The organism is Stenotrophomonas sp. PI_27 (assembly GCF_027854495.1).
In the GTDB taxonomy this organism is placed as follows: Bacteria; Pseudomonadota; Gammaproteobacteria; order Xanthomonadales; family Xanthomonadaceae; genus Stenotrophomonas; species Stenotrophomonas pavanii.
This window is the reverse complement of record NZ_JAJNOF010000005.1, coordinates 192,386-214,904: the sequence shown is the minus strand read 5'-3', so window position 1 is coordinate 214,904 and position 22,519 is coordinate 192,386. Positions and strand designations below refer to the sequence as shown.

The following is a 22,519-nucleotide window of genomic DNA, read 5'->3' as shown; positions in this document are numbered from 1 at the left end:
GCCGACGGCTTCCGGGGTCAGATCCCTTTTCCGCAGGAAAAGGGATCTGACCCCTCTTCCCCCACCCGATAACAACAATGCCTTTGCCGTCCGACGCGGGAAAAACGAGAGGGTTGGGCCGGGGTGGGGTGGCGGGACCGTTGGCGCCATGGGCCCGAGGCATGCCTCGGGCGGGTTGGGCAGGACGCCCAACCCCGGACTTGCCGTGTGCGCAGGACAGCGCACACGAGCAAGGCGCCATCGAGCTTACAGGGATGTACTTGCAGCGTGTCCCGCCACCCCACCCCGGCCCGACCCAGCACGTAGAAACAACGAGACATGACCCGCTGTTGCTGTTGCTGTTGCTGTTGACTTCACAGCAGTCGCGGCCGCAGGCCGCGCGGGACCACTCACAGATGCCGCAGTTCCTGCTTCAGCGTCGCCACGCAGCGGCGGCTCACTTCCAGCGGCTGCTTGCCATGCCGCAGCACCGCCTGCACCTGGCCGCCGGAGCCGCGACGCAGTTCCACCAGCTCGTGGCGTGCCACCAGGCAGTTGCGATGGATGCGGATGAATCGGCTGGCGAACTCCTCCTCCAGCGACTTCAGCGATTCCTCGATCAGGTCCTCGCCGCGCGCGTGGTGCACCACCACGTACTTCTCCTCGGCCTGCAGGTAGTGGATGTCGTCCAGCGGAATCAGGCGCAGGCTGCCGCGCAGGCGCGCGCACAGCACGCTGCGCGCCTGCTGCCCGCTGTGCGCCTGCGGCTGGCCATCGCGGCCGGCCAGGAACGTGCGGGCGCGTGCAATCGCCGCCGCCAACCGTTCGGCACGCACTGGCTTCATCAGGTAGTCGATCGCCGCCGCCTCGAACGCTGACAGCGCATGCGCATCGTAGGCGGTGCAGAACACCACCGCCGGCCGCGGTTCGAAGCTGGCCAGGTGGCGGGCCGCTTCCAGGCCATCCAGCCCGGGCATCGCGATATCCAGCAGGACCAGGTCCGGCTGCAGCGCCGCGCACGCGTGCAGGGCCTGCTCGCCGTTGCCGGCCTCGGCCACCACGTCCACGCCCTCCTGCGCCGCCAACAGGCTGCGCAGGCGCTCGCGCGCCAGTGGTTCGTCATCGGCGATGACTACCCTCACGATCGTTCCCTCACTGGATCGGCACTGTCACCTGGCAGGCATAGTAGCCCTCGCTCCAGCCAGCCGTCATCCGCGCGGCGCTGCCGAAGCGCCAGGCCAGCCGATGGCCGATGCTGTGCTGGGCATGGCCGGCGCCCCGCGCCAACGCCAGCCCCGGTGCCTGCGGATCGGGCGCCGGGTTGCGCACGCGGATCTGCAACGCGTTGCCCTCGCGCGCCAGGTGCAGCTCGATGGTGCCGCCTTCGGGCAGGCGCGAGATGCCATGCAGCACGGCGTTCTCCACCAGCGGCTGCAGTACCAGCCTCGGCAACGGCAGATCCCACGGCAGCGGTTCCTCGCGCTGCCAGCGCACCTGCAGGCGTTCGCCCAGGCGCAGCGATTCGATCGACAGGTAGCGCTCGGCCAGCTCGCATTCGTCGCGCAGGGTGGAATCACCCTCGCCTGCGCCCAGCGCCGCACGGAACAGATCGGACAGGTCGAGCACGGCACGCTCGGCCACCGCCGGGTCCCGATGCAGCAGGCTGGCGATCAGGTTCATGCTGTTGAACAGGAAATGCGGGCGGATGCGCGCCTGCAGCGCATCGGCCTGCGCGCGCGCATTGGCCTGCACCTGGGCCGCCCAGCGGTCGCTGACATAGAAGTAACGAAGCGCCAGCGCGCTGATCAGCGCGGTGGTGGCGGCGCTGCCGAGGGTGAAGCGCCAGAAGCTGATGCCGTTGGCGAAACTGTCACCCAGCACCGCGTACAACGCGTGCACGATGCCGGCGCAGACCACCGCGATCAGGGTTGCCAGCGCGATCGCGGCAACGGCGCCCAGTACCTGCGGCAGCCTCGACAGCGCCTTCCGCAGCACGCACAGGCTGGCGGCCACTGCCAGCGCCAGCCACAGCGCGAAGCCGCTGGCCGACAGCAGTTCGCCAACGGTCCAGTGGCGGCTGCCATCCGGCGCAAGCGCCAGCACCACCACCACCAGCTCGGCCAGGCCCAGCATCGCCGCCAGCCGTGGCAGGCGGCACAGTTCCGGCATCCACGGCGATGGGCTGGCCGGGGGCATGGCTCAGGCCGCGCCCAGCCGTTCCTGCAGCCAGTCACCCAGCGCCTGGATTTCTTCGGCACAGACCTGGTGGGCCATCGGGTAGCTGTGCCACGCCACGTCCAGGCCCAGCGTGCGCAGCGCCTGTGCGCTGTGCGCGGCGACGGCCTGCGGGATCACCGGGTCGCCACTGCCATGGGCCATGAACACCGGCACCTGCACGGCACCTTCAGCGCGACGGGCACTGTCGGCCTCGGGCAGATAGGTGGACAGGGCGATCAGGCCGGCCAGTGGCGCGGTGCGCGCCAGCGCGGCGGTCAGGATGATCGCCCCGCCCTGCGAGAAGCCGGCCAGGAAGATCTTCTCCGCCGCGATGCCACGCTCGATCTCGCGCGCGATCAGCGCGTCCAGCTGCACCACCGATTCCTGGACGCCGGCCATGTCGGCACGCGACCGGAAGTCCATGCCGACGATGTCGTACCAGCCGCGCATCGGCACGCCGTTGTTGATCGTGATCGGCCGCACCGGTGCGTGCGGGAACACGAAGCGCAGCGCCGGCCAGTGCGGCCGCACCAGTTCCGGCACGATCGGCGCGAAGTCGTGGCCGTCGGCGCCGAGGCCGTGCAGCCAGATCACCGACCAATGCGGCGAGGCGCCGGTTTCCTGTTCCACCGTTTGCAGCATGATGCGGCTCCGTCAAGTTCGAGCCGCATTATGCCGCTGGCGTGCGGTAATCAGTACAGCGGCGGGTGCTCGGCCGCTTCCCGCCGCAGCTGGGCGGCGCGAACCAGTACCGGTGGCGGGATGTTCTCTTCGGGAATGTCCAGCAGGCCCAGGCGATGCAGGAAGGCGCCCGGCCCCCGCGAGGAGGTCAGCGCCACCACCGGAATGGCCAACACCATGCCGATCACCACCGGCGCCATCCACGCCGCCAGCGACGGCGACACGGCCCAGGCCAGCACGCCCATGAAGGCGCCGAACACACCCAGGCCGCCGTAGCCGCGGATCAGCGCCATCCACGAGATGCCGCCGTCGTCGCGCTGCTGCGCGTCCCAGCCCGAGTCGCGGCCGGACAGCACCTCGGCCACGCCGCGCGACTGCACGTACATCACCACCGGCGCCATCAGCGCGGCCAGCACGGTTTCCACCAGCATCGACACGAAGGCGCGGATCGCGCCGCCACAGCCCCGGCGGTCGACCGGGTCCAGCAGCATCGCCAGGTAGCCCAGGACCTTGGGCAGCAGCAGCACCGCCATGGTGGCGGCAAACAGCCGCACCACCTGTTCTTCGTCCTGCGCGCGCCAGTACACGCTGGGCGACAGGTGCAGCAGGGCATTGAAATCGATGCCCTCCTGGAACAGCGGGATGGCGATGCCGATCAGCATCAGCATCGCCCACATCGGTGCGGTGAAATAGTGGCCGATGCCGATCAGCATGTGCGTGCGGCTGATCCAGTGCAGGCCGCGGCTGCCGACCACCTTGCCGTGCTGCAGGTTGCCCTGGCACCAGCGGCGGTCGCGCACCAGCAGGTCGGTCAGCGTCGGCGGGCCTTCCTCGTAGCTGCCACCAAGGTAGGGCACCATGTGCGCGGCCCAGCCGCCACGGCGCATCAGTGCCGCTTCGACGAAGTCGTGGCTGAGCACATGGCCGCCGAATGGCTTGCGTCCTGGCAGCGCCGGCAGACCGGCGTGGTCGGCGAAGGCGCGGGTGCGGATGATCGCGTTGTGGCCCCAGTAATTGCTTTCGGCGCCATGCCACCACGCCACGCCACGGGCGATCACCGGGCCATACACGCGCCCGCCGAACTGCTGCATGCGCGCGAACAGGGTGCGGCCACCGATCACCGACGGCAGGGTCTGGATCAGGCCGACGTCGGCGTTGTGCTCCATGCCGGCGACCAGGCGCACGATGCTGTCGCCGGTCATCAGGCTGTCGGCATCCAGGATCAGCATCTGCGGGTAGGCGCCGCCGAAGCGACGCACCCAGTCGGCGATGTTGCCGGCCTTGCGCCCGGTGTTGTCACCGCGGCGGCGGTAGAACAGGCGGGCCTGGCCGTCCGGCACCCGGTCGCGCAGTTCGGCGAACACCTGTTCCTCGGCTGCGGCGATGTCGTCGCGGCGGGTATCGCTGAGCACGAAGAAATCGAAGCGGTCGAGCTGGCCGGTGGCCGCCACCGACTCATAGATCGCCTGCAGGCCGGCCAACAGGCGGCGCGGATCCTCGTTGTAGGTCGGCATCAACAATGCGGTACGGCTGTGCACGGCCGGCAACGGTTTGTCCGGGTCGATGCCGAGGCGATAGCCGCGGTCGAACACCGCGGTCAGGAAGCCGGCCAGCGCGCTGGCAAAGGACAGCGCGATCCAGGCGAACAGGCCGACGAACAGCACCAGCAGGCAGGCTTCGAGCACGCTGATGCCATTGGCCGACAGCACCCGCCACATCATCCGCGTGGCCACGGCGGTCATCCCGAGCGTGCCACCGAAGATGTACAACCGACGCAGGCCGATCAGGCGTGGCGAGGTGCGGTGCCGCCGGACCTTCAGTGCGCCTTGGCGCAGGGTCTGCTCGGGCATCGGCAATGGCGATTCCGCGGGCAGCAGCGCCCAACCGGCATCACGCCGGGGCGATTCTGCTTCCGCCTGGATGGTCTGCACCCCCATCGACACCTACTCCGCGCCGTCGGCAAGGCCGGCCGTCCCGGCCGGGCTGCATGCACCAAGGTTCCCGGCGCGCTTTCCCGGCGCCCGCACTTGTCCTGGCTGTGTCGGCCCGGGGCCGCACAGTCGATGTCTGTCACTACCGGAACCCACACGATCTCCAACGGGGCGGAATCGAAAATGCGGCCCAGTCTAGGGCGCCAAATGTAAGCCGGGTGCGAAGGCCTACGCCGGGATTTCTCCCCATTCAGCTAATAGCAGGCGATCACGTCGCGGGACGGCCAGATGTCACTCCATCCGCGCCGGCACTGGATCGTAACAAATGAGAACGGGTATCATTCAAAAACCAGGCAGGTCACCGTCTTCCGCACGGCCGCGACCCACCCAGCTGCGCCGGTCCGCACTGCGCGCCCGACGACCCACGGAAGGGTAGCTGCCTGCTGTCTGCCTGCGCCTGCTGCTTCCACCGGGTCACCCTACCTCCCATGGAAGCCGTCATGTCCCTGCCGTCCCGTTCCCCCCGCGCGCCCCTGCCGCGCACCCGCCTGGCCAGCGCCCTGGCCACCGCCTGCCTGCTGGCCCTGCCCGTCCTGGCCGCCGCCGAGGCCAGCGCCGAGGCCTCCCCCCAGGACCTGGACGCCGTGGTGGTCACCGCCTCCGGCAGCCAGCAGTGGATCAAGGATGCCCCGGCCAGCATCAGCGTGATCAGCCGCGAGGACATCGAGCGCCAGCCGGTGCCCGACCTGGCCACCCTGCTCAGCCGTGTTCCGGGGGTGACCGGTGGCCTCAGTGCGGTCGGCGAGCAGTCCAAGATCAAGCTGCGCGGCATGCCGTCCAACTACACGCTGGTGCTGGTGGACGGCAAGCGCATGGGCAGCTCGGCCTCGACCCACTACCGCCCCGATCTCGGCCGCCAGGACCTGAACTGGATCGCGCCCGAGCAGATCGAGCGCATCGAAGTGGTACGTGGACCGATGTCCTCGCTGTACGGCTCCGACGCCATGGGCGGGGTGATCAACATCATCACCCGGCGCATCGGCGACGCCTGGACTGGCAGCGCCACCCACAGCCTTACCCGCCCCGGTGACAGCAAGCGCGGCGATACCCAGCAGATCGGCGCGACTTTCTCCGGCCCGCTGGGCGAGCGCTTCGGCCTGCGCATCGGTGCCAACAGCATGCGCCGTGAGTCGGACCAGTCCAACGGCGGCGTCTATGGCAACGCCTACGCCGGCGAGAAGGACCGCAATGTCGATGCCCTGCTGCAGTGGACGCTCAGCGACGCACAGGCGCTGTCGCTGGAGGCGGGCCATGGCGTGCAGCAGGCCTTCATCGATGCGTCGCTGGAAAAGCAGGACGAAGGCGCCTGGGGTGCCAGTGAGCTCAAGCGCAGCTCGCTGGCGCTCAACCACGATGGCAGGTGGCGCTTCGGCACCTCCAGGCTCAGCGCGTACTGGACCGAATACACGAACGACATTGGTGCCACCGGCCGTTCCGAGGCCACCGATACGATCATCGAAGGCAGCCTGACCACGCCATTCACCCTGGGCGTTGAACATCAGTTCGCGGCGGGTGGGCAGTGGAAGCGCCAGCAGCTGACCAACACCGACACCATCGGCCGCGCGCCGATCGACTACGCCGGCAACGCGGTGAGCGGCTCCGATCTGGACGTGGATACCTGGGCGCTGTTCGTCGAGGACGAACTGAAGCTGCACCGCACCCTCGCCCTCACCGTGGGCGCGCGCCTGGACCATCACCCGCAGTTCGGCGGCCACGTCAGCCCGCGTGCCTACCTGGTCTGGCACCCGGCCCAACAGTGGACGATCCGCGGTGGTGTCTCCAAGGGCTTCCGCGCGCCCAGCCTGACCGAGAACTCAGCCAGCGCGGCTACCCAGTCCGGCGGCCGCGGCTGCACCTCGCTGATCCCGCTGGGCTATACCCGCGGCGGCTGTTACATGGCCGGCAACCCGGACCTGGATCCGGAAACCAGCACCAACCGCGAGATCGGCATCAGCTTCGACAATGACCTGATCGATGCCGGGGTGACCTATTTCCATACCGACTTCCGCAACAAGATCGAGTACGCGCCCCTGGGCCTGTTCAACGGCCTCTGGTGGACGCGCATGAGCAACGTGCAGCGCGCGCGCACCAGTGGCATGGAAGGCAATTTCAACGTCCGCTTCGGCGAGCAGTGGCGCTGGCGCACGTCGGCGACCTGGATGAAGGAAGCCAGGAACCTGACCACCGGCCGCGACCTGATCGATACGCCGGAATTCTCCGGCTATTCGTCGCTGGACTGGACGCCCGGCACGGTGTTCTCCAGCAGCCTGTCGGCGCAGTACACCGGCAGGCAGGCCGGCACCGCCACGACCTTCCTCAAGGCCTACACCCTGTATGACCTGACCGCGGCATGGAACGTCAACGAGGTGCTGACCCTGCGCGGTGGCGTCAGCAACCTGGCGGACAAGAAGCTGTATGCAGAGGGCTCCACCGACTACTTCGTCGCCGGGCGCAGCTACTTCCTCAGCATGACCGCACGGTTCTGACCGGCGGCGCGCGCCGTGATCGCGCTGGCGGCCTGCCAGCGCGATCGACGGTGTTGCGGGTTACTCGCTTTCCAGCGCGGCCGGTGCCGCGTCGCGCGTGGCGGCCGTGCGTGCACGGTCCATCGCCACCGCCAGTTGCTGGCGTGCGAGCAGTTGTTGTGCCTGCACCACTTCAGGTGTCGGCAGGAGCACCGGTCCCGGTGCGTTTTCCGGTGTAGCAGGTGTGGTCATGCAACCTCCATGGACATCCCGCCGCCGCACGGGTCCAACCGGGGCGGCAGCGGAACTGCGCACCCTAACTCAAAAACGAGGCAGGCGGGTGACGATGCGGCACCCGGCCGCACGACGTGGAACACGGCACGCGTCACATTTTTGACGGCAGCCCTTGGATCCTGAATAGGACTTGCCTTATCATGAAAACGTTTTCTCACAGGGATGTTTCCCCAAAATGAATACCACTGACCTGTCCCAGTTCAGCCCGAAGTGGCAGTTCCGCTTCAACTTCTTCCGCCAGCATGGCGCCCCCAAGAATCCCGGTTTCAAGCAGGCCTGGAAGGCGCTGTCGTTCGGTGACCGCCTGAAGATCAACCTGAACTTCTTCGCGTTGTTCTTCGGTGCGATCTACCTGTTGATCCTGGGCATGTGGCGCAAGGCGCTGGTGGTCATCGGCATCAACATCGCGCTGGCCATCATCAGCATGTTCCTTCCCGACGTCGTCGGGCGCATGCTGTTCATCGCGATGAATCTGCTGGTCGCCTCCAGCACCAACTACAGCTACTACCTGGAGAAGGTGGAGGGTCGCGCCAGCTGGAACCCGTTTGAAGGAATGTTCTAAGCCATCAGACCGGCGCAGGGATGCGCGGCAAGGATGCAACCGACGCCCGGCCCCCGCCGGGCGTCTTCATTTGTGCGATCAGGCCGCGCGGCGTGCCACGACCGCCGGCTCGGCCTGCAGCCGGAAGCGCGACACCGCCACCGCCAGCTGCTCGGCCTGCTCCTCCATCGCACGCGCGGCGGCACTGGCTTCCTCCACCAGCGCGGCGTTCTGCTGGGTGGTTTTGTCCATCTGCACCACGGTCTGGTTGACCTGCTCGATGCCGGCCGACTGCTCGCGCGAGGCGGCCGAGATCTCGGCCATGATCTCGTTGACCCGACCGACCTGGCCGACGATGTCCTGCATGGTGCGCCCCGCGCCGTGTACCAGCTGCGCGCCGGCACCGACCTGGGCCACCGAGGCGTCGATCAGCGCCTTGATCTCCTTCGCGGCACCTGCCGAGCGCTGCGCCAGCGCGCGCACTTCACTGGCGACCACGGCGAAGCCACGGCCCTGCTCACCGGCGCGCGCCGCTTCCACTGCTGCGTTCAGCGCCAGGATATTGGTCTGGAATGCAATGCCATCGATCACCGAGATGATTTCGGCAATGCGCTGCGAGGACGCTTCGATCTGTTCCATGGTGTGCACCACCTGGCTGACCACCTGCCCGCCTTCGCTGGCCACGCCCGCCGCGGAACCGGCGAGGGTGTTGGCCTGCAGCGCATGCTCGGCATTCTGGCGCACGGTCGAGGTCAGCTCTTCCATCGACGCAGCCGTTTCTTCCAGGTTGGCCGCCTGCTGTTCGGTGCGGCGCGACAGGTCGCTGTTGCCGGCCGCGATCTCACCGGCGGCCAGGCGGATGCTGGCCGCCGACTGCTGGATCTGGCCGACAATCTGGGTCAGCTGCTGCACGGTGCTGTTGGCATCGTCGCGCATCACCGCGAACACCCCGTGGAAGTCCCCCTGCATGCGGGTGCTGAGGTCACCGGCGGCGATCGCACGCAGCAGCGTGGACAGCGCAGCCAGGTTGTGGTCGCTCACCTGCATCATGGTGTTGAGGGTCTCCACCATGCGGCGGAAATCATGGTCGAAGCGCAATGCATCACCGCGCACCGCGAAATCACCGGCGGCCGCCGCAGCGGCCAGCTGCTGGATCTGCTCGTTGATCGCGGCCAGGTTGTGCTTGGTGGTTGCCATTGCGGCGGTGAACACCGCCTTCTCGCCCGGCAGCGCTTCCATGTCCACACTGAGGTCGCCCACGGCATAACGCTGCATGACCTCCACCAGGCGCTGGGTGACGGCGTTGCTGGAGGCCACCAGCTGGTTGCTGTCGGCCACCATGCGGCCATATTCGCCCGGGAACGCTGCCGCATCCATGCGGTAGCTGAGTTCACCGGCATCGTGGCGGCGCGCCATTTCGGCCTGCGCAGCCATCACCGACTGCAGCTGGCCGCGCATGCCCTGCATCGCGTCCAGCAGCCGCCCCACTTCGTCATTGCTGCGCGCCGGCAGCGCGCTGTCCAGCTTGCCGGCCGCGACGTCACCGGCCACGCGCACGGCTTCAGCCAACGGACGGATCGCCAGGCGGCGCAGCAGCACATACACGCCGGCGCTGAGGGTCAGCGCGGCGACCACGCCGACCAGCAGGGTCAGCCACAGCAGCTGGCGCGCTTCTGCCACGATCACCGCGTGCGGCACCACCACGCCCAGCGCGAAGCGCTGCGGGGCGTCGCCCACGCGCAGCGGCACATACACGCGCACGTTGCCGGCCGCATCGGGGCTGAAGGCCTCGAACGGGCGGTCGGCGGCAATCTCGGCCAGCATGCTGCGGGTCAATGCATCACTGCGCGGCTTGCCGATCTCGGCGGCATTGGCCGAGGCCAGCACCACGCCCTTGGGCGAGAGCAGTTCGACACGACCGGCCCCCATCGGCTTCAGCGTGGCCAGGTGCTTCTGCAACGCTGCCAGCGAGAAGTCGACGGTGAACACACCCAGGAACCTGCCGTTCTCGATGATCGGCGTGCTCAGCGTGCTCATCAGCACCTGCTGCCCGGCGATGTCATAGGCATACGGTTCACTGACTTTCGGCAGCTTGTCGCGGCTGGGCCCCATGTACCAGTCACCCGATCCGCTGGCGGTCTCGGTGTAATCGGTCATCACCGACTGCTGCGGCTTGCCCTCCTGCCAGGCCCAGTAGCTCATGTAGCGACCGGTGGCATCGTGCGCCTCGGTGTTGACGAACTCGGCATCCTTGCCGTCGAAGGCATCGGCCTCCCACATGGTGCTCTTGCCCAGCCATTCGGGATGGCTGCGCAGCTGCTCGCCGAGCACCGCCGCCAGGCTGGCGCGGTCGGGCACGTCACCACGGGCGCGCTGGGCCAGCACGCTTTCAACCATGGCATCGTTGCTGGCGAAGGCGGTGCCCAGATCGGCCGCCACCTGGCGCGCTTCGGCGGTCGCCTCGCTGGTCATGGTCTGCCGCGAGGCATTGATCAGGCTGGTGCTGGCCTGGCGATAGATCAGGAACGCGGTCAGGCCGAAGCACAGCAGTGCGATGGCGGCGGTGCCCAGCATCAGCTTGTGGGCGATGCTGCCCGGGCGGCGGGCGGCGGCGGAGCGGGAAGAAGGCATGGGAGGGTCCACAAGGCAGTTCAGGACGACCGGCACCCCGAGGGCACCGCGCAGGCGCGCGATCCGTCGCGCAGGCCACCGGCCGCCGGGTGGCCCCGGCGCTGGAAGCGCACCGGGTTAGCGGCCGCCCGCCAACGAGGTTGAGGCAACCCGCCTGGATATTCCTGAATCTGCTCAGGGTCGGGTCAGCGGCCCGTCCCTGCCCACGCCCTCATTCGGCCACGCGGTCCTTGAGCCACTGCGCGCGCGGCAGTACCTCGATGCTGCCGACGGCGTACTGCTGCAGCACCTCGTCCGGCCCGAAGCTCGGCTGCCAGCCCAGCACGCTGCGCAGGCGCGCACTGTCGTAGACGCGGTCGATGCTCAATGGCAATGGCCAGCCACGGCGCTCGAACTCGGCCAGCAGCTGCGGTGCGCGGCGGGCCAGCACGCTGCGCGGATGGGTGGCCAGCTCCAGGCAGTCCTCGCGGCGGAACGGCGTCGGCGCACAGGCGAGGTAGCGTGCGAACCCGATGCCGTCGTGGTCAAGCAGCAGCGCGGCATGTGCGCTGGCCACATCGCGCGCGTCGATGCCACGATGCAGGCGGAACATTGCCATGCGTTCGGGCGGCTCGGGGAAACAGCGGCCCATGCGCAGCACGCGAACGCTGAAGCCCGGCGCGGCAGCGGCTTCGGCCAGGGTCTCGGCCTGCAGCTTGGTGCGGTGGTAGATCGTGCGCGGCAGCGGTTCGGTGTCTTCGTCGATCCAACGGCAGCCGCCGGCCACCACCGCGTGGCCGTACAGGGCAGTGGTGCTGGTCAGCACGAAGCGCCGTGCACCGGCGTCGCGCGCCGCCTGCAGCAGGTGTGCGGTGGCCTCCACATTGATCTGCTGGAACACCGTATCCGGCACCAGGCCGACATGCGGGGCATGCAGGGCCGCAGTATGGATGACCGCGTCCACGCCGCGAACCGCACGCGCGACGGCCTGGCGATCGGTGACGTCGGCAACGATGCGCGTGGTCGCGAACGGGCTGCGGTCCAGGCCCACCACCTCGTGGGTGGCTGCCAGCGCACCGAAGATCGCGCGCCCGATGCGCCCGGAACTGCCGGTCAACAGAATCTTCATTGAGTCCATTCACTCGAAGCGCCCGGGAACTACCGGGATGCTTCGATTCTAGGCACGCATCCGCGCGTCTGCGAGAGCATGGCCACGCAATGCTGCGTTCATCGTGACGACTTTGCCGGCGCCAGCAGTTGCCGTGCGATGAACAGCGGGTCGTCGCCACCAGCAATATCGGGCCTTACGCCGGTTCGTTCCCAGTTTCCGCCGGTGCGCAGGTTGATCGGTTGCCGGTCGGGAATGCTGATCTGATAGCCATCGGGCAGCAGCACAGGATCACCAAACATATGCGCGGCACCGCCGCTGCGCGTGCCGACGATGCGGGCACGGCCCAACGCCTGCAGTGAATAGGCAACGAACTCGGCCGCCGAGCCGGTGCGGCGGTCGATCAGCACCACCAGCGGTTTCAGGTACGCGGGCAGGTTCGCCGGAGGCAGCGGTACCGGCGTGCGCTGGCCGCGCCGGTCCAGCTGCTGCACCGCGTCGATCTTCGTGTCCAGCAGCGTGCGTACCAGCAGGTCCGCGCTGCCGTCGTCGCCGCCCCCGTTCTGGCGCAGGTCCAGCACCAGCCCATCGGTGTCGGCCAGCAGTGTGAAGGCCGCTGCGAGCTTCGGCCGGGCCAGATCCAGCGGATAGAAGGTGCTCAGCCGCAGGTAGCCGACGTTGCCCTCCAACACCCGGACCTCGCGCACGCCGGCACCATCGCCGCGGGCATCGGCGCGCCAGGCCATCAGCCAGTCGTCCTGGCCGGCCGCCGCGTCCACGCGTTCAACGTGGAAGTGGCCGTCGAAGCGGTCCAGGTCCTGGTTCAGGCGTGCACTGAAGGCCACAGGATCGGCACAGCTGCCCGCATAGCGCTGCTGCGCCGCCCAGGTGCGCAGGGCATCGGCGATACGGGCGCCCTCCGCCTCGTCCAGGTACTGCGCCTGCACGGCGCTGGCCGCCGCCTGCAGCACCGCATCCTGCGCCGGGCAGGCCGCGCCCAGCAGCGCACCGAGCATCCAGGAGAACGCCATGCCCCACCCCGCATTGAAGATATGTAAGTGCTTATATATCATCCCGGGTCATGGATCTCCAACACGCCACGCTGGGCACCCTGCTGCGCGCCCTGCTCGACCAGCTGGACCCTGCGGTGGAACAGGCCTACCGGGACCTGCAGCTGGACTACCGCCCCCGCTACACGCCGGTACTGCGCACGCTGATGGCACAGGGCCCCTGCCGGATCAAGGACCTGGCACTGGCCTGCGGGCTCAGCCATTCGGCGCTCAGCCAGACGGTGGCGGCGATGGTGCGCGACGGTTGGCTGCACGCCGCCAACGGCGAGGATGGGCGCGAACGCATCCTGCAGCTGAGCCCGCGCGCGCAGCGGGCGCTGCCTGCGCTGCAGGCGCAATGGCAGGCCACCGCGCGTGCAGCGCGCAGCCTCGATGCCGATCTGGGGCAGTCGCTGGAGCAGGTGCTGCGCGAAGCGCTTGCCGCGCTCGAACAGCGCCCCTTCACCCAGCGCCTGCAGGACGCGCGCCGGCGCTGAGGCGCTACTGCTCGGCGGCCATCTCGATTTCGCTGAGGAAGGTCCAGCTGCCGTTGGTCACGCGCAGCTCCAGCGTGCGGCATAGCGCGGCCAGCGGCACTGCGTTGCCGAGTACATACTCCTCTTCGGTCGAACCCATCACGCCGGCCTGGGTGAAGGGTGCCGACAGCGCGCCGATCGAAACGGCGGCAGTCCCCGGCTCGGCGCACATCACCTCCACCGATGTCGGCGTGACGATGCCCCAGGCGGGGCGCGTCATGGTGTGCAGGCCGATCCAGTCCACCCGCCGGCGCTGGCCGAGGTCGAGGGTGATGCTGACGTTGCCGTGCAGGCCGACCCAGCCCGCATCCATCGGATTGCGCGGGTCGCCCACACGGCGGTCGAACAGCTCATGGCCGCTGCTGTCGGGATAGCTGGCCGCCGGCGCCACGCTGTAGTGGTAGGTGGTCCGCAGCGGATCGACGATGTACGACGCACCCAGGCCATACAGGCCGCGATAGGTGTTCATCATCCGCGGCGCCTCGCCGTAGCCCTGGCCGGGGCCGGCCACTTCGGACAGGTGGTACTGGTTGAGCCAGGCAACGCGCTTGCCAGCCGAGCGCGCACTCCACAACTGCTGGTTGATGCGCTGCACCGACGCCGGCCGGTAGGCACCGGACAGGCCGTTGCCGGTGTCCAGGAACAGCGGGCTGCCATGGTTGAACAGTTCGATGTCGGCCCACAGGCCACTGGCCCCCAGCTGCGCCGACAAGGCCTGGTAGTACTGCTCGGTGCTGTAGCCGGGTCGATCCCACTGGAACAGTTTCGCGTGCGGCGCCGCGCCGATGCCGTCCTGCCAGATCTGCACGTCGACGCCCGTGGCCGCACGGAACCGCAGCGCAGCGCTGGCCACGCTGGCCGGATCGACGCTGGAGGATGCCAGGTAGGGCGCCACCATCACCGGCCGGGAGGGCGTCGCCGCCTTCAGTGCGGAGACGATCGCGCGGTAGAAGGACGCACGCTCGGCTGGCACCTGCGCGGGCTCATCGGTGATGTACCAGCCGGCGAATGCCGGATGCGCCGCGTACTGCTGGGCCAGCTGCGCCATCGACTGCGCGGCATCCTGCGCCACCGCCGCGGCATTCGATCCCTGCCAGAACGTCGCACACTGGCCCGAACTGTAGGTGGTGCCGACCGCGACTTTCATCCCACGCGCTGCGGCGGCGTCCAGTACCGTGCCCAGCTTGGCCGGGAAGCCGGCGATCCATTCGAAATCCTGCGTACTGCCGGCACAGCCCACGCCAGCCCGGGTGGCGCGGGTCTGGCCGATGATGAGCGTGTCATTGCCCAGATCCTGCAGCTCGTCGAGGAACATCGGCAGCTGTGCCACCGGCAGTTGCTCATCGCTGGCCGAATAGCCGAAGTGGACGAAACTGCCGCTCAGCAGTGCGTTGTCCGCGTGCGCCGGCGCAGCGCAGGCCAACAGGGCGAGCCATCCGAATCGGTTCATGGTGTCCCTTCCTGGCCGGGCATCCATCCGGCGTGCGGGCTCCATCCTAGCAAGCCGGCGCTTCCGCGCCGCCATGTAGCGCGGCCGTGAACGCGCGCGCGACGCAGCGTGAAGGCAAGGCCACCGGTGCGGACACTGCCTTAGCCACGTAGCGGCAAGGATGAGCTTCCTTTCCATGCACCGGGAGAATTCACATGGCTGACCAGCGTCACGGCACCTCCCACCGTGGCTTCGCCTCGATGGACCAGGACAAGCAGCGCGCGATCGCCGCCAAGGGGGGACGCGCCGCCCACGCCTCCGGCAACGCACATGAATTCAGCCCGGCGGAGGCGCGCGAAGCGGGCCGCAAGGGTGGCGAGGCAATCAGCCGCAACCGCCAGCACATGGCCGCGATCGGCCGCGAAGGCGGGCACGCGCGCCATGCCAATGCACGGCGGCAACAGCAGCAGGCGGCCGAACCCGCGCCAGCGACCTCGACGCCGCAGCGTCAGCAGGGTTGAGCCCGTCGGTTCAGCCCGGCTTGCGGTGCCGGTAGAGTGCAAACGCCGCCAGCAGGGCCAGCACGCCGGCGACCGTCATTGCCCAGTCGAAACCGCTGGCCATCGCGCTGCGGTACCACGCCTGGGCCTGCAATCCTGGCAGCGGCAACGCCGGGTGCAGGATGAGTGCGCGGGCCTGCGCAGCCATCGCAGGCTGCCCGGACGCCTGCGCCGCCGCAGCGAACTGCTGCACGGCGCGCAGGCCCATCAGGCTGCCCAGCAGCGCGATACCCAGGCTCATGCCGGCCTGGCGCAGCGCGTTCATCGTGGCCGACGCAATGCCGGCACGTTCGACCGGTACGCATGACATCACCGCCATGCCGGTCGCCGGTACCGCCAGCCCCATGCCAGTGCCGAGCAGCATCAGCAGGGCGCTGGCCTGGCCGTGCGCTGTGGTCGGCCCGAACGTGGCAATCGCACACAGCGCCATGCCGGTCAGTGCATAGCCCGCCACCAGCGCGGTACGCAGCCCGATCCACGCCGCCAGCCGGCCGAACAGCAGCGACACCACCGCCATCAGGACGAACTGCGGTACCAGCTGCGCACCGGCCTGCGCAGCCCCGTGTCCCTGCGCCTGCTGGAAGAACAGCGACAGGAAGAACAGGCTGGCATAGGCGGTGAATCCGAGCACGAACGAGGCCAGGTTGAGCACGCCAAAACCCGGTATCGCCAACAGGTCCAGCGGCAGCAGCGGCCGCGCCACCCGGCGCTCGACCCGGCCAAACAGTGCCAGGCCCGCAGCCGCGATGCCGAGCGCCAGCAGGGTTGCAGGTGCCAGCAGGCCGTGCTCGCCGATGGCGATCAGGCCATAGCTCAGTGCAGCCAGCGCGACAATGCTCAGCAGTTGCCCGGCCGGATCCAGCGCGGCGTGCTGCGGATGCCGTCGCTCTGGAATGCCCCAGGCCCCCAGCGCGAGTGCAAGCAGGCCCAGCGGCAGGTTGATCAGGAAGATCCCAGGCCAGCCGGCGCGCTGGACCAGTTCGCCCCCCAGCAGCGGCCCCAGCACCAGCGCCAGCGCACTGAACGCCGACCAGCCCCCGATCACGCGCGCACGCGCACGCGCTTCGGGAAACGCATGGCTGAGGATCGGCATCGCACTCGGGATCAGCAGGGCGCCGGCCACACCCTGCACCGCCCGCCCCGCCACCAGTGCGGAAAGACTCCCTGCGCAGGCACACAGCAGCGAGCCCACGGTGAAGGTCGCCACGCTGAGCAGCCACATGCGGCGGTGGCCATAGCGGTCACCCAGCGGCCCCGCCGACAGCATCACTGCGGACAGGGCGATGGCATAGGCGTTGATCACCCACTGTAGCCCGGCCATGTCGGTGTGCAGTGCCTGCTGCAGCGTCGGCAGCGCGACGTTGACGATGCTGATGTCCAGCGAGGCGAGGAAGGTGCCCAGGTAGGCCGCCAGCACCAGGGCCGGCCGTCGGAAGCGTTGCATGTGCGGATGCCGGGAGAGAGCGTGCGCGCATCGTAGTTTGATGACTGACCGTCAGTCAATGACCGACGGTCAGTCATTGCCGGAGGAAGGCTAGAATGGCGACCGTCGCTCCCGGACCCCGCCCCATGCCGATTCCCGCAGTCGCCAGGCCCCGCACCAAACCTGCTGAAACCCGCCAGGAAGAGCTGATGGACGCCGCGCAGGCGTTGTTCCTGTCACAGGGCGTGGAAGCGACCACCATCAGTGACATCGTGGCCGCCGCCGATGTGGCCAAGGGCACGTTCTATACCTACTTCGCCTCGCGCACCGAAATCCTGCAGGCGCTGGCGCAGCGCTACACACAGCGGTTCATGGCCGAAGTCGACCAGGCCGTGCAGCAGCATCCAGCCCATGATGGCGTGGCCCGGCTGCGCGCCTGGATCCGCGCCAACATCGAGATCTATGTGCGCACGCACGCGCTGCACGACGTCGTGTACCCCAACCATCACCACCACCAGCGCGGCAACGCCGAGCGCAACGCGATCCAGCAGCAGCTGCTTCGCATCCTCGAAGCCGGTGTACACGCGGGTCTGTGGCAGCTGCCGGCACCGCAGGTCACCGCCTCGCTGATCTATGCCGGCGTGCACGGCGCCACCGACGACCTGATCGCTGTGCCGTCGCAGGACGCAGAGGTGTTCATTGCGGCGGTGGTGGCCGATTGCCTGCGCATGGTCGGCGTGTCGCCGGCCCCGAAGCGTGGCGGCACCCGTCGCTGAAGCGCTCGCCGTCGCTCAGGCGTGGGCGAGGATGTTCAGCAACCGACCGAACGGGTCGCGGACGAAGAAGCGGCGCATGCCCCAGGGCTCGTCGACGGGGCCATACTCCACCGCCACCCCGGCCGCGCGCACGCGCTCCAGTACCTCCTGCAGGTCGTCCACTTCAATCGACAGGTCCGGCACCGGTGTGCCGGAACCTCCTTCGCTGGCGAAGCTGATCTGGGCGGGGGCACTGCCCTGCCCGCCGTGGGTGACGATCCAGCCATGGTCCATCACCACCGACATGTCCAGCAGTTCGCTGTAGAAGGCTGCCGCACGCGCCGGATCTGACGTGGCGATGTTGGCGACGACGCGCTTGACGGCCATGTTCCACTCCACCGGGAAGGAAGCGTCGAGACTGCCCGACCTTGCGCACGAACAGAAGAGCCCCGTCATGGACGGGGCCCGTCATCAGCCGATCATTGCTGGGCTTACACCGCGCCGCAGCGCTCCATGACACATCGATCGTATTCGTACTGGCATTCCATGGCATCACCCCCACCGGCCATACACGCCTGGTAGGCCTTCCAGCAGGGCAGATCGCAGGGCTGGACCGGTCCGGCCACGGCCACCGAGCCGCTGCAGGCCAACGCGAACACAGCACCGGCGATCACTTTCCTGAAAGTACGCATCGACATCACTCCTTGATAAGCCTGGTGAGCCCAGGCCAGGCCACCATAGCGCTGCACGCAGGACGTCGGGTGAAGGCGGCTGCGGCTTGACTCACTGTTGCAGCAGACCCAGCACACGCAGCTGCGCGGCCAGCTCATCCAGGTTGCGCCACGGCAGGATCGGCGAATTGCCGCGCTCGTCCGGCGGGTTGTCCGGCAGCGCGTCGGACCAGCCACCGGCCCCGACAAGCGGCAACAGCGGCCGCTTGTGCAGCCACGCCAGGCAGACCTCCGAGATCGTACCGGCGCGCCCGCCGATGACGATGCAGGCATCGCCGGCCAGGGCCATGATCAGGTTGCGCGCATCGCCCATGCCACAGGGCACCACCACCGTCGCCGGCCAGTCGGCCGGCGGCATGCTGCTCTCCGGAATGACGCTGAGCACCTGGCCACCAGCGGCGATTGCCTGCTCGGCAGCCACGCGCGTAGCCGCACTGCCACACCCACTGACGACCGTGATGCCCTGGATGGCCAGGAAACGCCCTGCTTCCGCTGCACGCTCGAACGCGTCGCTGCCAGGGTCTGCGCTACCCAATATCGCCACCTGTGGTTTACGGACGGCTTTCTCCATGGACGGCTCCAACACCTCGGAAAAAAAGAGTCACGGTGCGCTGCCCGGCGGAGCCGCCGCAGATGCCCGTCACAGAACATTAACACGTTCATAAAATTATCTTCACATCAATGGGGGATGTCGCCTCGCCTTGCCGTTAACGGCCTTGTTGTCCGTCAACCAAGGAAGTTGTCCGATGAATCACCCGCTGTATGGCCGTTCGTCCCGCTCCCTGTCGCACCGCCCGCTGGCGCTTGCCGTCGCCAGCTCGCTGCTGCTGGCCACCGCACTGCCAGCCATGGCCAGCGAATCACTCGATGCCTGGCAGCAGCAGCGCCAGCTGCAGGCCGCGTGGGCGCAGCCGACGAACACCTCCGCCGAGGCGTCCGTTGCTCAGGCGCTGCCGACCGCAGCCACCCCGTCCGCGGTTCTCGGCACCCCCGGCGATCCCGCCAGCTGGCGCAGCGATGAATTCAACGCCGATTGGGGCCTGGCTGCGATGGGCGCGGATTACGCCTATGCACGCGGCCTGACCGGCAAGGGCGTACGCTTGGCGCTGTTCGATTCGGGCTCCGCGCTGGCGCATCCGGAGTTTGCAGGGCGCAATACCTCCAGCATCACCATCGGCGCCAACTGTGCGACGCCGGGTGTGGTCGCAGGTGCCGGCGCCTGCGAACAGACCCGCGGTGAACAACCCGGCTACAACTACTATGGTCTCGGCGCGGGCGTTCCGGCCGCACTCGCAGCACGCCTGATCGCTGCCGGCCAGCCTTACGGCTTCAGCTATGCCGACCATGGCACCCACGTACTGGGCACCATCGGCGCCAACCGCGATGGCAAGGGCATGCACGGCGTGGCGTTCGGTGCGAACCTCACCGCCGCCCGCGTGTTCGGCGACACCTACTACGAGTGGCGCCTGGACCCCGACAATTTCTATCGCCCGCGCGCGCTGTACCGCACCGATCCGGATGACGCCGCGACCCTGGACATGTATGCGCAGATCCAGGCGCAGGGCGTACGCGCCATCAACCACAGCTGGGGCATTTCCACGCGCAACATGACCGCCGCCGCGCTGGACCAGCAGTACGCCAACATCGGTGCCGACTATGGCGTGTACGGCAGCATCTACGCCAGCAACGGCGACACCCCGGGCTCGACCCTCATCCAGGTGTGGTCGGCCGGCAATGGCAGTGGTGCGGTCGCCGGTATCACGGCCTCGATGCCGCGCTGGAAGCCCGAACTGGAGCCCTACTGGCTGGCAGTGGCCAACGTGCGCCGGCCCAACGCGGCCGCCGGGGAAACCGACTACGTCATCGATGGCAGCTCCAGCATCTGCGGCGTTGCGGCCAACTGGTGCATCTCGGCACCCGGCACCGACATCGTCAGCACGATCGTCTCCGGCGATATCCAGGGCCGCGTCGAGAACACCTCCGCTTACGTGCGGCTGATCATCGACAGCGAGAACACCCAGTACGTCTACGGCACGAAGACCGGCACGTCGATGGCGGCGCCGCACATCACCGGCGCGCTCGGCCTGCTGATGGAGCGCTTCCCTTACCTGGACAACGCCCAGGTCCGCGACGTGCTGCTGACCACCGCGCGCGACCTTGGCGCGCCGGGGATCGACCCGATCTACGGCTGGGGCATGGTCGACCTGCGCAAGGCCATCGAAGGCTATGGCTCGCTGCGCGTGGACACCAACGTGGTGATGAACCAGAAGGCCGGTGGCCTCAAGGTCTGGGAAGGCGATGCCTGGGACAACTGGACCAACGACATCGGCGGCCCCGGCAAGCTGACCAAGTCCGGCATCGGTTGGCTGCGCCTGAGCGGCAACAACCGCTTCAACGGCGCGGTGCTGCGCGAGGGCACGCTGGAGTTGAACGGCACCAACACGCTCACCTCGGCGGTCGAGGTGCAGGGCGGCCAGTTCCTGCTCAACGGCAGCCTGGTCTCCACCGCGCTGACCACCACCGGGGGCGTCAGCACGGTCAGCGCCAGTGGCGTGCTGAAGAACAGCAACCTGGTGGTCAACGGCGGCGTGGTGTCCTTCAACGGCACGCAGACCGGCGGCACCACCACGGTCGGCGCCAACGGCCTGCTGAAGGGCGTCGGCACGCTCGGCAACACCCGCGTCGACGGCATCATCGCGCCGGGCAACTCGATCGGCACGCTGACCATCAACGGCAACTACGTGCAGGGCGCCACCGGCGTGTACGCGGCGGAGCTGGCCCCGGGTGGCCGCAGTGACCAGCTGCACGTGACCGGCACCGCCACCCTCGGCGGCACCCTGGTCGCACTGCCGGAACCGGGCGTGTACTACCTCGGCGAACAGTTCAACTTCCTGCGTGCCGACGGTGGCATCAGCGGCCAGTTCGCCAGGACCGACTTCAGCGCGTTCTCGCCCTTCCTGCAGTTCAGCCTGGCCTACGGCGCCAATGGCACGCGTATCGAGGTCGCCCGTGGCGCCTCGCTGACCACGGCTGCCAACACCCCCAACCAGCGTGCCGTGGCGGCGGCGGCCGACCTGCTGCCGATCGCCCAGGGCCTGCCCAAGCCGCTGACCCAGCTGTTCCCGCAGCAGATCGGCGGCGTGCTCGACGGTCTCAGCGGCGAGCTGCATCCGGCCACGGCCATCGCCCTGGTCGAGGGCAGCCGCTACGTGCGCGATGCCGCGTTGTCACGCCGCGCCGGTGTCGCCGCGCCCGGTACGGACGCCGGTGATGCGACGGGTGCATGGGTGCAGGCCATCGGTGGCAACAGCACGCTGGACGGTGACTACAACACTGCCCGCACCGAAGCCAACAGCAACGGCCTGCTGGTCGGCCTCGACCGCGAGTTCTCCGGCTGGCAGGTTGGCGTGCTGGCCGGGACCGGCCGTACCGACGTCAAGCAGCAGGACCGCCGCGCCAAGTCGAAGATCGACAACACGCACTTCGGTGCCTATGCCAGCCACACCTGGGGCGGCTTCGGCCTGCGCGGTGGTGTGGCATGGAGCAAGCACGAGGTGAAGAGTACTCGCGAGGTCGCCTTCGCAGGTTTCAGTGACAGCCTCAGCGCGCGTTACGACGCCCGCACCCGCCAGGCCTTCATCGAAGCCGGCTACCGCTTCGGTGGCCCGGAGGCCGGGCTGGAACCGTACCTGCAGGTGGCGCGTGTCGAAGTGGACCTCAAGCGCGTCAACGAACGCGGTGGAGCAGCGGCACTGCAGGGCAAGGTGGACGATAGCGGAACCATCATCGCCACCGCCGGCGTGCGCTTCGACAAGGGGCTGAAGGCTTCGTTCCAGCAGGAGAGCTGGCTGCACCTGCGCGGTGGCGTCGGCTATCGCCGCGCCTCCGGTGATCGCAGCCAGGTCGCCAACCTGGCCTTCGCCAACGGCAGCACGACGTTTGCGGTCAACGGTGCACCGATCGCCGACAACGCGGTGGTCGCCGAGCTGGGCCTGTCGGCCTGGCTGACCGCGCGCCAGCAGCTGGAGCTGGGCTACAGCGGCCAGTTCGGCAGCGAAAGCCGCGACCACGGCGCCCAAGCACGGTGGTCGGTGCGCTTCTGATTCCGAAGCCGCGTCTGGTTGAACAATCGGGGTGGCCGGAGGGCCAC

The 22,519-nt window shown here is 68.5% G+C and carries 19 protein-coding genes; 6 read left to right on the top strand and 13 right to left on the bottom strand.

From position 1 onward, the window contains the following. Positions 1–389 precede the first annotated feature (389 nt). From LRM18_RS08700 to mdoH, 4 genes are read right to left on the bottom strand one after another with little or no spacing between them, the layout of a single operon-like run. Positions 390–1,121: a LytTR family DNA-binding domain-containing protein gene (locus LRM18_RS08700; protein WP_049471037.1), complete on the bottom strand. Its 732-nt coding sequence runs from the start codon at positions 1,119–1,121 to the stop codon at positions 390–392. A gap of 10 nt (positions 1,122–1,131) precedes the next feature. Further along, positions 1,132–2,175, bottom strand: coding sequence for a sensor histidine kinase (locus LRM18_RS08695; RefSeq protein ID WP_049471035.1), 1,044 nt, complete (start codon positions 2,173–2,175; stop codon positions 1,132–1,134). A 3-nt stretch (positions 2,176–2,178) separates the two neighbouring features. Beyond that, positions 2,179–2,838 (bottom strand): alpha/beta hydrolase, encoded by a 660-nt coding sequence (locus LRM18_RS08690; RefSeq protein WP_270953561.1) that lies wholly within the window; start codon positions 2,836–2,838, stop codon positions 2,179–2,181. 50 nt (positions 2,839–2,888) lie between these two features. Further along, positions 2,889–4,814: a glucans biosynthesis glucosyltransferase MdoH gene (gene mdoH, locus LRM18_RS08685; RefSeq protein ID WP_053506877.1), complete on the bottom strand. Its 1,926-nt coding sequence runs from the start codon at positions 4,812–4,814 to the stop codon at positions 2,889–2,891. 494 nt (positions 4,815–5,308) lie between these two features. Between mdoH and LRM18_RS08680 the strand changes: the two genes are divergently transcribed. Next, positions 5,309–7,354, top strand: a complete 2,046-nt coding sequence (locus LRM18_RS08680; RefSeq protein ID WP_270953558.1) for a TonB-dependent receptor — start codon at positions 5,309–5,311, stop codon at positions 7,352–7,354. 60 nt (positions 7,355–7,414) lie between these two features. On the opposite strand, the gene LRM18_RS08675 is transcribed toward LRM18_RS08680, so the two are convergent. Continuing rightward, entirely contained in the window at positions 7,415–7,585 is a 171-nt protein-coding gene (locus LRM18_RS08675) for a hypothetical protein (protein WP_005419553.1), read from the bottom strand. 217 nt (positions 7,586–7,802) lie between these two features. Between LRM18_RS08675 and LRM18_RS08670 the strand changes: the two genes are divergently transcribed. Beyond that, on the top strand, positions 7,803–8,189 hold the full coding sequence (locus tag LRM18_RS08670) for a DUF2628 domain-containing protein (protein ID WP_046432666.1): 387 nt from the start codon (positions 7,803–7,805) through the stop codon (positions 8,187–8,189). 78 nt (positions 8,190–8,267) lie between these two features. On the opposite strand, the gene LRM18_RS08665 is transcribed toward LRM18_RS08670, so the two are convergent. The 3 genes from LRM18_RS08665 to LRM18_RS08655 all read right to left on the bottom strand — a co-directional run bounded on the left by LRM18_RS08665 (position 8,268) and on the right by LRM18_RS08655 (position 12,917). Further along, positions 8,268–10,799, bottom strand: coding sequence for a methyl-accepting chemotaxis protein (locus LRM18_RS08665; protein ID WP_270953552.1), 2,532 nt, complete (start codon positions 10,797–10,799; stop codon positions 8,268–8,270). 211 nt (positions 10,800–11,010) lie between these two features. Continuing rightward, entirely contained in the window at positions 11,011–11,907 is an 897-nt protein-coding gene (locus tag LRM18_RS08660) for an NAD(P)-dependent oxidoreductase (RefSeq protein WP_154331232.1), read from the bottom strand. A 98-nt stretch (positions 11,908–12,005) separates the two neighbouring features. Then, positions 12,006–12,917, bottom strand: coding sequence for a S41 family peptidase (locus LRM18_RS08655; RefSeq protein ID WP_270953549.1), 912 nt, complete (start codon positions 12,915–12,917; stop codon positions 12,006–12,008). Positions 12,918–12,967: 50 nt separating this feature from the next. Here LRM18_RS08655 and LRM18_RS08650 point away from each other — a divergent pair, with 50 nt between their 5' ends. Further along, positions 12,968–13,432: a MarR family transcriptional regulator gene (locus LRM18_RS08650; protein ID WP_053505837.1), complete on the top strand. Its 465-nt coding sequence runs from the start codon at positions 12,968–12,970 to the stop codon at positions 13,430–13,432. A gap of 4 nt (positions 13,433–13,436) precedes the next feature. Here the strand turns inward: LRM18_RS08650 and LRM18_RS08645 are convergent, their stop codons facing one another. Next, positions 13,437–14,921, bottom strand: a complete 1,485-nt coding sequence (locus tag LRM18_RS08645; RefSeq protein WP_270953546.1) for a DUF4434 domain-containing protein — start codon at positions 14,919–14,921, stop codon at positions 13,437–13,439. Positions 14,922–15,115: 194 nt separating this feature from the next. Here LRM18_RS08645 and LRM18_RS08640 point away from each other — a divergent pair, with 194 nt between their 5' ends. Further along, positions 15,116–15,421: a KGG domain-containing protein gene (locus tag LRM18_RS08640; RefSeq protein WP_049471020.1), complete on the top strand. Its 306-nt coding sequence runs from the start codon at positions 15,116–15,118 to the stop codon at positions 15,419–15,421. Between the two features lie 10 nt (positions 15,422–15,431). Here LRM18_RS08640 and LRM18_RS08635 read toward each other — a convergent pair whose 3' ends face one another. Continuing rightward, positions 15,432–16,904 carry an MFS transporter gene (locus LRM18_RS08635; protein ID WP_270953544.1) on the bottom strand — a complete coding sequence of 491 codons (1,473 nt, stop codon included), beginning with the start codon at positions 16,902–16,904 and terminating at the stop codon, positions 15,432–15,434. Positions 16,905–17,029: 125 nt separating this feature from the next. Between LRM18_RS08635 and LRM18_RS08630 the strand changes: the two genes are divergently transcribed. Continuing rightward, positions 17,030–17,659: a TetR/AcrR family transcriptional regulator gene (locus LRM18_RS08630; RefSeq protein ID WP_270953542.1), complete on the top strand. Its 630-nt coding sequence runs from the start codon at positions 17,030–17,032 to the stop codon at positions 17,657–17,659. A 15-nt stretch (positions 17,660–17,674) separates the two neighbouring features. Here LRM18_RS08630 and LRM18_RS08625 read toward each other — a convergent pair whose 3' ends face one another. From LRM18_RS08625 to LRM18_RS08620, 3 genes are all read right to left on the bottom strand, one after another. Then, positions 17,675–18,025, bottom strand: coding sequence for a VOC family protein (locus tag LRM18_RS08625; RefSeq protein ID WP_270953540.1), 351 nt, complete (start codon positions 18,023–18,025; stop codon positions 17,675–17,677). A 104-nt stretch (positions 18,026–18,129) separates the two neighbouring features. Then, a complete protein-coding gene (locus tag LRM18_RS20335; protein WP_326422214.1) occupies positions 18,130–18,330 on the bottom strand; it encodes a hypothetical protein in 201 nt (66 codons plus the stop codon). Positions 18,331–18,421: 91 nt separating this feature from the next. Next, complete coding sequence (locus tag LRM18_RS08620; RefSeq protein ID WP_103282065.1) at positions 18,422–18,940, bottom strand: Rossmann fold nucleotide-binding protein; 519 nt, start codon at positions 18,938–18,940, stop codon at positions 18,422–18,424. A 175-nt stretch (positions 18,941–19,115) separates the two neighbouring features. Between LRM18_RS08620 and LRM18_RS08615 the strand changes: the two genes are divergently transcribed. Then, on the top strand, positions 19,116–22,472 hold the full coding sequence (locus tag LRM18_RS08615) for an autotransporter domain-containing protein (RefSeq protein ID WP_270953537.1): 3,357 nt from the start codon (positions 19,116–19,118) through the stop codon (positions 22,470–22,472). Positions 22,473–22,519 lie beyond the last annotated feature (47 nt).